The organism is Lactobacillus kullabergensis, from assembly GCF_000967195.1.
In the GTDB taxonomy this organism is placed as follows: Bacteria; Bacillota; Bacilli; order Lactobacillales; family Lactobacillaceae; genus Lactobacillus; species Lactobacillus kullabergensis.
In genome coordinates, this window is sequence record NZ_KQ033871.1 from 547,559 (window position 1) to 559,061 (window position 11,503).

At 37.1% G+C, this 11,503-nt stretch carries 8 protein-coding genes and 1 pseudogene; 8 read left to right on the top strand and 1 reads right to left on the bottom strand.

The window, feature by feature from the left end:
• Positions 1-5: 5 nt before the first annotated feature.
• From JF76_RS03235 to JF76_RS03270, 8 genes and pseudogenes are all read left to right on the top strand, one after another.
• A complete protein-coding gene (locus tag JF76_RS03235; protein WP_045928912.1) occupies positions 6-911 on the top strand; it encodes an osmoprotectant ABC transporter substrate-binding protein in 906 nt (301 codons plus the stop codon).
• Positions 911-1,576 carry an ABC transporter permease gene (locus JF76_RS03240; protein ID WP_045927786.1) on the top strand — a complete coding sequence of 222 codons (666 nt, stop codon included), beginning with the start codon at positions 911-913 and terminating at the stop codon, positions 1,574-1,576. Before JF76_RS03235 ends, JF76_RS03240 begins: the two co-directional genes overlap by 1 nt.
• 147 nt (positions 1,577-1,723) lie before the next feature.
• Positions 1,724-2,836, top strand: a complete 1,113-nt coding sequence (gene recA, locus JF76_RS03245) for a recombinase RecA (protein WP_034977431.1) — start codon at positions 1,724-1,726, stop codon at positions 2,834-2,836.
• Positions 2,837-2,972: 136 nt separating this feature from the next.
• Complete coding sequence (gene rny / locus JF76_RS03250; RefSeq protein WP_379854500.1) at positions 2,973-4,601, top strand: ribonuclease Y; 1,629 nt, start codon at positions 2,973-2,975, stop codon at positions 4,599-4,601.
• 157 nt (positions 4,602-4,758) lie between these two features.
• On the top strand, positions 4,759-5,751 hold the full coding sequence (locus JF76_RS03255) for a helix-turn-helix domain-containing protein (protein ID WP_052697056.1): 993 nt from the start codon (positions 4,759-4,761) through the stop codon (positions 5,749-5,751).
• Between the two features lie 14 nt (positions 5,752-5,765).
• Positions 5,766-7,571 (top strand): annotated as a pseudogene (locus tag JF76_RS03260) (FAD-dependent oxidoreductase).
• Positions 7,572-7,592: 21 nt separating this feature from the next.
• The gene (locus JF76_RS03265) at positions 7,593-9,389 is read left to right on the top strand and encodes an FAD-dependent oxidoreductase (RefSeq protein ID WP_045927788.1); all 1,797 of its coding nucleotides are present in this window, start codon (positions 7,593-7,595) and stop codon (positions 9,387-9,389) included.
• Between the two features lie 167 nt (positions 9,390-9,556).
• Positions 9,557-10,711, top strand: coding sequence for a glycosyltransferase family 4 protein (locus tag JF76_RS03270; protein ID WP_045927789.1), 1,155 nt, complete (start codon positions 9,557-9,559; stop codon positions 10,709-10,711).
• 117 nt (positions 10,712-10,828) lie between these two features.
• Here the strand turns inward: JF76_RS03270 and JF76_RS03275 are convergent, their stop codons facing one another.
• Entirely contained in the window at positions 10,829-11,491 is a 663-nt protein-coding gene (locus tag JF76_RS03275; protein ID WP_045928914.1) for a YigZ family protein, read from the bottom strand.
• Positions 11,492-11,503: the final 12 nt, after the last annotated feature.

Here is an 11,503-nt window from a genome sequence, read left to right on the forward strand (position 1 = left end):
TGTTGATGATAACCACCTTGCTCATAATGCTTACTGCTAGTGCTTGTGGTTTACCTGGACTTTCTGATAGTCAGGGCAGTGAAAAAAATATTAGAATTACAGCCCTGACAACCACTGAGTCGCAAATTATGGCTAATATTGTTGCCCAATTAATTGAGCACGAGACTTCATATAAGACTTCTATTGTTAATAATTTGGGGTCTGCACCGATGCAGCACCAGGCTTTGTATCGTCATGATGCTGATATTCAAGCAGCTGCGTATGATGGTGGCGAGTTAACAGCTAATTTGCTGCTACCTGCGATTAAAGATTCCAAAAAGGCAAATGATACAGTTCGCAGAGAAGTAAAAAAGAGATGGGACCAAACCTATTTGCATACCTATGGTTTTGCTAATAATTATGCCTTTATGGTTAGAGCAAAAGATCAAAAGAAATATCATCTTTATAAAATTTCAGATTTAAAGAAAGTTAAAGACAAATTTTCTTTTGGTGTAGCATCCGAGTGGGTAAATGCTCCAGGAGTGGGTTATCCAGCTTTCCAAACAGCTTACGGGATGACTTTTGCTAAAGCCCATCCTATGAACATTGGTTTAGTTTATTCTGCTTTGAATAGTGGGAAAATGGATGTTATTTTGGGCTATTCAACAGATGGTCGAATTGACAGCTATAATTTACATCTCCTAAAAGATGATAAGCATTTCTTTCCACCATATAATTGTGGGATGTTAATCAATAATTATTTATTGCGTGAGCATCCTGAATTAAAACCAATACTGACCAGACTAGTTGGCAATGTGAGTGTGCATGATATTCGTAAAATGAATTTTCAAGTTGATGACAAGTTGCTTGAGCCGTCTATTGTTGCACATCAATTTTTAGTAAAACATAATTACTTTAGGGGGGAGAAATAATGTCTCATTTATCATTGTGGCAGCAATTTATTTATTATTATGTCCATAATGGCAGTTATGTATTAGAACAATTTAATCGTACTTTCCTCATTTCAATCTATGGGGTTCTATTTGCTGCAATTATAGGTATTCCAGTGGGAATTTTTATTTCTCGCAATGGCCATTTAGGTGATTTTGTTGTTGAAATTGCTAACTTTATCCAAACAATCCCATCTTTGGCTCTTTTATCCATCGTAATGATTGGCTTAGGCTTGGGCGTTATGACTGTTATCGTAACTGTTACGCTTTATTCACTTTTGCCTATTATTAAAAACACATATACTGGTATGAGTAATGTTAATAAAAACGTTATTGATTCCGGAAAAGGAATGGGTATGACAAAGTTGCAGCTGCTTTACATGGTCCGTTTGCCCTTATCAATGTCAGTTATTATAGCTGGTTTAAAAAATGCTTTAGTCATAGCTATTGGTATTACTTCAATTGGTTCGTTCGTTGGAGCAGGTGGCTTAGGGGACATTATTATTCGCGGCACTAATGCTACTAACGGCAGTGCAATTATACTGGCTGGTGCCCTTCCTACAGCATTAATGGCGATTTTGGCAGATGTCATTTTGAATTTTTTGCAGAAAATATTACAACCAAAGGGATTAAAAAAGGCAAACTAAAAAAGTTTTTGGCAATTTTTACGTAATTATTATTGTGAATAAAATTAATAAACATTTGTTCGCCTTTTTTCTTGCAAATATACACTAAAGCAAAGTATAATTATTACGTATTAAAATGATAAAACTATTTATAGGAGGACAAGAGTCTTGGCCAAAGATGAAAAACAAGCTGCATTGGAAAATGCACTTAAGAAAATTGAAAAGAATTTTGGTAAAGGCGCCGTTATGCGTATGGGCGATAAAGCTGACACCAAAATTTCAACTGTTCCTTCAGGTTCGCTTGCTCTTGATGCGGCCTTAGGAGTTGGCGGCTATCCCCGTGGTAGAATTGTAGAAATTTACGGACCAGAGTCTTCTGGTAAGACGACAGTAGCTTTACATGCGGTCGCTGAAGTGCAAAAAAGAGGCGGCACCGCTGCTTATATTGATGCTGAAAATGCGATGGATCCTGCTTATGCAGAAGCACTAGGTGTTGATGTTGATTCACTAATTTTATCCCAGCCTAACACTGGTGAAGAGGGATTGCAGATCGCGGACACATTGATTACGAGTGGTGCGATTGACATTTTAGTAGTTGATTCAGTTGCAGCACTTGTACCTCAAGCTGAAATTGACGGCGAGATGGGTGACAGTCACGTTGGACTGCAAGCACGTTTAATGAGTCAAGCATTGCGTAAACTTTCAGGTAATATTAATAAGACTAAAACTATAGCAATTTTTATTAATCAAATACGTGAAAAAGTTGGGATCATGTTTGGTAATCCTGAAACTACGCCAGGTGGTCGTGCACTTAAGTTTTACGCAACTATTCGACTTGAAATTAGAAGAGCAGAAAAAATTAAACAAACTGGTGGTGAAATCACTGGTAACCGCGTAAAGATCAAAGTTGTTAAGAATAAGGTTGCACCACCTTTTAAAGTTGCCGAAGTTGATATGATGTATGGTAAAGGCATCTCGCAAAGCGGTGAACTTCTAGATATGGCCGCTGACAAGGACATTATTGCTAAAGCTGGTTCCTGGTATTCATATCATGATGAGCGGATTGGACAAGGCCGTGAAAATGCGAAAAAGTATCTTGAAGATCATCCTGATGTTTATGATGATGTTCAGAAACAAGTTCGTCAGGCTTTTGGTATTGATGAGGAATCCGTAGCTGAAAGAGAAGATCCGGAAAAAATAAAAGAGAAAAAAGCTAAGAAAGTTGCAAGCAAAGAAAAGGAAGCTTCTGATAAAAAAGAAGCTGACAGCAAAAGCAGCTAACTATGAGGAAATAGACCTTGACCTGTGAAAACTGGTTGAGGTTTTTTTTTTGTCGTTTGACATAATCCCTGTGGTTCTTTATCATTAATATTGTGTGAATAATCTAAAAAAATAAAAAAAGGCGATAGAAATCATGATGAGTAAATTTTTGATTCCCGTCGCGATTGCTATTATTTCAATTATAGTAGGCATAGTTGTAGGATACGCTATACGTAAAAACATTTGGGAAAAGAAAGCCCAAAATGCTCAAAACGATGCCGATCATATTTTAACCGAAGCAAAAGCACGAGTCGATGCTGCTAAGGCAGAAGTCAATGCACAAAAGCAGGCAGCTGACGCTATCAAACAAAGTGCGCAAAACACCAAAAAAGAAAAAATTCTTGAAGCTCAAGAACAAATTCAAGATTATCGACAAAAAGTTGAAGATGAATTAAACGACAAACGTGATACAATAGCACGTGATCAAAATCGCTTAACGCAACGAGAGGATACTCTTGATCATAAAAACTCTTTGCTAAAAGAAAAAGAGGATGATTTAACTAAAAAAGACCAACAGCTAGAAAATAAGCAAACTGAATTAACCACTAAGTTGCAAAAGGTAGATGAATTAGTCGAACAGACTACACAAAAGCTATATGAAGTTGCTCACTTGGACAAGGAGCAGGCACAAAAGCTTGTTTTAAATCAATTGTCAGACCAATTAGTTAAAGAACGAGCAGAAATGATTAATAATAGCAATCAAGAAGTGAAAGCTAAAGCTGACCATTATGCACGTAAAATAATTATTGATGCTATCCAAAGCAGTTCTGCTGATACGGTAGCCGAAACTACGGTATCAGTAGTTGATTTGCCTAATGAGGAAATGAAAGGCCGAATTATCGGTCGTGAAGGGCGCAATATCAGATCTTTTGAAGCGCTAACGGGAGTGGATCTAATTATTGATGACACACCTAAAGTTGTCACGCTAAGTGGTTTTGATGCCATTAGACGTGAAATTGCGAAAAGGGCAATGGAACGTTTAATTAAAGACGGAAGAATTCACCCAGCTAGAATCGAAGAGACAGTTGATAAAGCTCGTAAAGAAGTTAATGATGATATTTACGAAGCTGGCGAAAGCGCTCTAATGGAACTGGGGATTCACAAAATGAATCCGGAGTTGGTCAAAATATTGGGTAGACTCAAGTATCGGACATCATACGGTCAAAACGTTTTGGGTCATTCGATTGAAGTTGCAAAACTAGCTGGAACAATGGCTGCGGAGCTTGGATTAAATGAGAAATTAGCGGTTCGCGCGGGATTATTACACGATATTGGAAAAGCAGTCGACCATGATATTGAAGGTTCACACGTTGAAATAGGCGTGGAATTGACCAGGAAATATCACGAGCCGGATGTGGTTGTTAATGCAATTGCAGCACACCATGGGGATGTGCCGAAGCTATCATTTATTGCTGAACTGGTAGTTGCAGCGGATACAATTTCTTCTGCAAGACCTGGTGCTAGAAGCGAGAGTTTGGAAAACTACATTAGAAGACTTACTGACCTGGAAGAAATAGCTAACAGGTATGAGGGGGTTAAGCAGGCATATGCTATTCAGGCTGGACGTGAAGTCCGCGTAATGGTTGAGCCTGATAAGATTTCAGATGATCGGATTACAGTATTGGCACGAGACATTCGTAACCAAATTGAAAAAGAACTTGATTACCCGGGTAATATTAAAATAACAGTTATTCGAGAAAAGCGTGCTGTAACAATTGCAAAATAAAGTATAAGGTTGAATTTTAAAAATTCAGCCTTTTTTATTTATTTCTTTTTTATAAATATGACTAAAAAGTGGCGTATTTTGACATATATTATCGTAAAGAGACATATTTTGCTAAAATGAAAGGGTATACAATTGAAATTGAATGGAGGAAACTGCTGTGAATCAAAAAATAACAATTGAGCTGAAAGATTTTTTGCAAGAGCTAGGGTATCCATTTGATTCTATTTCGGGGTTACTTGATTCCAGCGTTATGGACAAATATCTCAATGCCAAGTGGATTAAGAATTCGCATGTATTTGAGGTGCTTGATAGAAAAGCAAGTGATGAGCAGTTGCTGGCTTGCAGCGATGTCCGAAATTTTTACCAGTTTGTTCCTCCATATTTTGCTGCATTATCAAGTAAAAACGGAATACAGGCAATTTCTCGGTTGGCAACCTATCAGCAGCTTATAGGGCCAATCGAAATGGGAAGATTTAAAGAAGGTGAAAATTTAAGAATTCATATCAGATACCTGGATCAATATCGTAAATTCTCACGTTTTAGTCTACTAGTTGATCAAATTTCTTTAGTTAGTCTGATTAGAGCTGGAACAAATAAAAATATTGTTCCTGTATCTGTTGGTAGCAAATACAAATATGGATCAAAAATTAATAGTTATTTAGGCATTAAAGGTCAAAATAGTTTAGACAATTATTTGGTGTTTAGAAAGTGTGATTTAGAACAACCTTTTATAACTAAGAATGATGTAATGTGGAACTTTATTGAACCCGGTTTAAAAAAGTACATTAAAAAATTAAATATTAATCCTCCAATTTCAGCCGTTGTGCAAAACACTCTTTTTAAGCTGATTGCTGGGGGTAATTTTCAGCTAAAAGATGTAGCAAATAAACTGGGTATTTCTTCACGGACCTTGCAAAGATGGCTGCAAAATGAGGGTACTACATTTAAAAAGCAACTCAGTATTGTGCAAAAAATTTTGGCACAAAATCTGCTTCAAGATAAAACTTTAAATACTGCTGAAGTAAGTTTTTTAGTTGGTTTTAACAGTGTTGCCTCATTTTATAAGGCTTTTAAGAAGTGGTTCGGGGTAACAGTCAGAGAGTACCGACTGCAAAAAATTTTACAATCTAATAGCATTAATGCAATTTAATTTGGGAGAAAAAAATGTTTTTAAAAGATAACGAATCATGGAATGCAACTTATGACGTCGTGGTAATCGGTTTTGGCGGAGCAGGTGCTACAGCAGCGCGTTTTGCCGCAGATAAGGGAGCTAAAGTTCTTCTAGTTGACAGTGCTCCAGAAGGACATGAAGGTGGAAATACCAGATACTGTGGTCAGATTGTTGAAGCAGGTTATGATTATGACAAGCTCAAAAAGTATTATCAAAAAATGACTGCTCCACTTGATTTAGATGAACAGGTGCTTGAAACTTTTGTAAAAGGGATGGTTAATTTACCGGATTACTTTGAAAAATATCTGGGTGGTAAAGCATTTAGCGTAAAAAATAATCCAGGTAACAAAAATGTTGCTATGTTGGCATATATGAGTGCAGAATATCCTGAATTTGAAGGCGCAGACACCAATGATGACTTGTTAGTGCATGATCAGATATTCGATGCAGCTCTTTGGAAAAAATTGCGGCAGAATGTGCTGGATCGCAGCGACAAGATTGATGTGCTTTATTCAACACCAGCAAAGCACTTGATTCAGGATACGGATAAGACAATTATCGGTGTACAGATTGAAAATAAAGACAAGCTGTTCAATGTTCAAGCAAAAAATGGTGTAGTTTTAGCGCTAGGTGGATTTGAAAATAACGAACAAATGGTGCAGGACTATTTAGGTGAAACTAATTTACTGCCATACGGAACGCTTTATAACAATGGCGATGGCATCAAAATGGCTATAGAAGTTGGTGCGGATTTATGGCATATGAATAATTATGAACCAGGTGGAACTGTAAATTTAGCTGCTCCTAAAGGTCAAAGAGCTCATAATATTATGGCCTGGAAAGCATTATTTGCCGGTTCACTGATCACAGTCGGCGATGATGGTACGCGTTATGTAGCAGAAGACGATCCAACCCGTCATGGTCATCGCTATAATCATGGTCTTTGGAGAATCCCTTTAGCCCAAGTGCATCCTCATATGATTTTTGACCAGAAGAAATATGATGAACTATTCTCAGCTGAGAATGATGAATTTCAAAAGGAAGCTTTAACTAAAGTAGTTAAGTCAGAAACTATCGCTGACTTAGCTAAAGAAATAAAAGTTGATCCGGCAGTTTTAGAAAATACTTTGAACACATATAATTTCTTCGTTGATCGTGGAGTTGATTACCAATGTGGCCGCAAGCCAGAGTCAATGACCAAAATTTCACTTACGGGGCCATTTTATTCGTTAGCTCAACAGCACACCATGTTAAACACCCAGGGTGGCCCACGTCGAAATAAAAATGCTGAAGTATTAGATACAGATCAGAAAGTTTTGCCACACTTGTATGCTGCTGGTGAACTGGGTCATATCGGTGCAAATCAATATAATGGCGGTGGCGACATGGCTGACTGCTTAATATTTGGTAAGATAGCTGGTGAAAATGCCGCCAAAATTAAAGATGAGCAAGTTGTTTGAGGTGCTAGTGTTAGTGAAAATAATGCTGATGCTGCATTTCCAGAATCTGATGTTAAAGAAGAAAGCTATTCAACTGCTGAAAATCAATATATTGGTAAATCTTCAAGTGGTATGGGCAACGAAATTATAGTGCGAGTAACAGTTGACAGCGATAAGCGTCCCAGCAATATTGAAGTTTTAAAAGAAAGCGAATCACCTGACTACGGTGAAAAAGCAATTAAGAAAATGAAGACAGAAATGCTAGCTCAGAAAACAACTAACGTAGATGCTGTTTCAGGAGCTTCTGCATCAAGTCGTGCATTTAAAGAAGCAGTTGAATCTGCGTTGAAGCAGGCTTAGATTTTAACGAAAGGATAAAAAATGGCAAATTTAAAAGATGGCGTTTATCAGGGACAAGGTTCTGGTAATCGCGGTGAAGTTAAGGTTTCGGTAACAGTCAAAGACAATAAAATTACGGATGTAACAATTGATCAACAGGATGAAACTTCTGGTATAAGCACTGCTGCTTTAAAAAAAGCACCAAAGCTAATTGTTGAGCATCAGTCATATAATATTGATGCAGTCACTGGTGCAACTATTAGTTTTCAAGCTGTCCAAAAAGCAGTTAAAGACGCTGTTTCAAAGGCTGGTGATCCCAGTGGTCTTGATAAAAAAGTTGATTTGAGAAATACTGAGAAAAACGATAATGGCAAAGACTACCGTAACGTTAATCCAGATGATTTGCAATTTGAAGATCAAACAGATATTTTGGTAATCGGAGCGGGAGCTGCTGGTCTTTCAGCTTCTATTGCTGCAAGGCAAAAAGGTGCTGCAGTAATTTGCTTGGAATATACTTCAAGTTATATGCTGTCCGACATGACTCTGTCTGGCGGTTATTACAACGCTGGTGGGGGCACTAGTTTGCAAAAAGCCCAAGGAATAGCTGATTCCAAGGAAAACTGGAATAATTATTTAAAAGCAGTTGGTCAAGGCTATGAAGATGCGGGCATGAGAGAAACAATTGTTGAACATGGCGCAGAAGATTATGAATGGCTGGCTGGTGAAGTTGGTGTCAATTTTCAAGAAGTCCAAGAAATTGGCAATGAAGAAGCAATGAAAGACTATGCGACTCCAGCAGCTAGATCTCATTTAACTGTCGAAAAAAGTGGCTATGGTTTGTCAAAGCCGCTTTACAATAAGGCAAAAGAAGTTGGCACAAAATTTATTTTTAATATTACAGCTGAGAACTTAATAACTGACGAGAATAATAACGTAGTTGGTGTACATACTAATAAGGGTAACTACAAAGCGCAAAGTGTTGTTATTGCTACAGCAGGCTTTTCTCGTAATAAAGAAATGCTTAAGAGTTTTGCGCCTGATTTTGCTGTTGGAGAATCGTATGGTTCAATCAGACAAATGGGTGATGGTATCACTATGGGTGCTGAAATTGGCGCTAAGTTAAAAGATATGTGGATGCCAATAGCAAACTCAATTGGTACTCAATCTGGCGATAATGTATGTATCGGTCCTCTGTGTACTGCCTGGACAAAGCCTTATATTTGGGTAGGCACAGATGCTAAAAGACACTTTAGGGAAGATATGTATTTTGAATATGCCTCTAAAAAAATTGCAAGTCTTGATCAAGGTTACGTTTGGTTAATTTTTGATGAAGGCATGGCAAATGAAATGCCAGCTGCTTTTTCAGCACCAGCTCCGTCACCACATTTAAAACGTGAGGTAGAAGATGGCTACTTTAAGAAAGCTGATACGATACAAGAATTAGCCCAGCAGATTAACCTAAATCCAGAGGTATTAGAGCAAACAATTAAAAAGTGGAATAATGATGTCACTAAAGGTGAAGACACAGAATTTGGTCGTCAAAAAGATTTAACAGCTTTTAAAGCGCCATTTTATGCTGCTAAACTGGCTCCTTCAACACCTGACATGGCAGGTGGACTAGCTATTAACACCAAAGCAGAAGTTTTGGACAATTTTGATCACAAGATAAACAATCTTTATGCTGCAGGAAGTACTACAGGTGGCTGGCGCGGAATGACTTATCCTGGTTGCGGAATGGGCATTACTAATGCTGTTGTTTTTGGAAAAATAGCTGGAGAAAGTGCGGCAACTAATGTCAAAGTAGAGGCTGATACGAGTTCAGCTGCCTCTCAAAGTTAGTTTTTATATCTTACAGATTAATCAGAACTGGATTCATTTGAACCCGGTTCTTTTTAATTATAAATAACAGTTTTTTGTTAAAAAATACTTGTATTCAAATAACCTAATTTGTGCATTTTTATTCCACCTTGTATAATTAAGACAACTATAAATGAAAGTAGCCGACTATGTTTAAAATTATTGTTGAATTATTTTTTTTAGTGATTATACAAGCTGCGATCACGCCTTTTATTAGGAGATTGGCTTTTGTATTAGGTGCAGTCGACATTCCAAATAAAAGAAGGGTAAATAAAAAACCAATGCCAACGTTGGGTGGATTGGGTATTTTTGTGACCTTTAATATTGGCGCTTTTGTTTTATTGCGTGAGCAATTTCCAACACATGAGGCTTTTAGCATACTTTTAGGATCCAGTGTGATTGTCTTGACCGGTATAATTGACGATATTATGGAGCTAAAGCCGAGGCAAAAAATGTTGGGTATTTTTATCGGTGCTCTAGTAATTTATTTTCTTGCCGGTATTAAAATGAATGTTCTCAATCTGCCATTTTTGAACAAACAAATAAATTTGGGATGGTGGAGTCTGCCAATTACCATTTTTTGGATCTTAGCTTTAACTAATGCTGTTGACTTAATTGATGGTCTTGATGGCCTGGCCGATGGGGTTTCGATGATTTCACTTATTACCATGGGGATCGTTGGTTATTTCTTTCTGCATACCGGTCAACTATACATACCTATTGGTTGTTTTATGCTTGCTGCATGTCTATTGGGATTTTTGCCTTATAACTTTCATCCCGCAAAAATATTTTTGGGTGATACAGGGGCGTTATACATTGGCTTTATGATTGCGGTATTTTCACTTAAAGGTTTAAAAAATGTGACTTTTATTTCTCTGTTAGTGCCAGTCACTATTTTAGGCGTTCCAATTACAGATACGATTTATGCCATGATTCGGCGCAAATTAAATAACCGTCCTGTTTCGCAAGCAGATAAGCACCATTTGCATCATCAACTAATGAAAATGGGTTTAACCCATAGACAAACTGTTTTAACTATTTATGCTTTGTCGCTAATTTTTTCATTCATTTCTCTCTTGTTTTTGTTGTCACCAATGTGGGGAATGTGGGTTTTAATTGCTGGTCTGGCAGTTGCCTTAGAGTTTTTTGTGGAATCTATTGGTCTTTTAGGAGAAAAATATAAACCGCTGATGAATTTGACCCAAAAACTGATTAATTCTCGGAGTAAAAAAGATCCTACTGTGGAAGTTTGGCATCTTGGGCAAGACAAGCCTGAGCAATTAAGAAAGAAAAAGAAAGATTAAGCTTGGAAGATACTAGTTTTAAGGTCAATTTGACTACTGCTAAAATTAACAAGAAAAAAGAAGACAAATTCCTTAAATGTGGATTGTCTTCTTTTGTATAGTTATTGAATTATGCTTTTATTGATCATGATAATTGTGCTGAGTAACGGGAACCTCATTATATCTTTTAGGCAGAAAAATAAACTGTATTTTGCCGAACAAAATATTAGTGAAGTCATTCTCTAATTCCTCTAATTTGCTTTCATCAATGTAAATTGAAATTGTCACGCTGACGCCATAATCAATATTGTCAATAAAGATTTTTTGTTGATTAAGATAGTGCTGGATTTCATCAAATTTTTTATAATCGACTTGAAATTTAACTCCTTGTTGCTGAACTCGTTTAACTACTCCTATGGCTTCCACTGCCTTAGTCACACTATTAGAATATGCACGTATCAAACCTCCAGCCCCTAATTTTATTCCGCCAAAATAGCGCGTAACTACTGCAGTGACATTTTTGAGTTTCATTAACTGCAAGGCTTTTAGTTCTGGAACTCCGGCCGTACCAGATGGTTCACCATTGTCACTTGCTTTGACGTGCTCATCGTTTAAACCAATGGTGTAAGCAAACGTATTATGAGTGGCATCACGGTATTTGTTAGACACAGCGGCAATTGCCTTTTCAGCTTCTTCAAAAGTTGGGGTCCGTATTAAAGTCGTAATAAAACGACTTTTTTTTATCGTTAATTCGTGATTGCCATTTTCTTTAATGGTCAAATAATTTTCTTTTTCATTCAAAAAAATCAGCCC

Coding starts and splice junctions, on each gene's coding strand:
- JF76_RS03235 (WP_045928912.1), top strand. CDS start 6: ATGATAACCACCTTGCTCATAATGCTTACTGCTAGTGCTTGTGGTTTA.
- rny (WP_379854500.1), top strand. CDS start 2,973: ATGAGTAAATTTTTGATTCCCGTCGCGATTGCTATTATTTCAATTATA.
- JF76_RS03265 (WP_045927788.1), top strand. CDS start 7,593: ATGGCAAATTTAAAAGATGGCGTTTATCAGGGACAAGGTTCTGGTAAT.
- JF76_RS03270 (WP_045927789.1), top strand. CDS start 9,557: ATGTTTAAAATTATTGTTGAATTATTTTTTTTAGTGATTATACAAGCT.
- JF76_RS03240 (WP_045927786.1), top strand. CDS start 911: ATGTCTCATTTATCATTGTGGCAGCAATTTATTTATTATTATGTCCAT.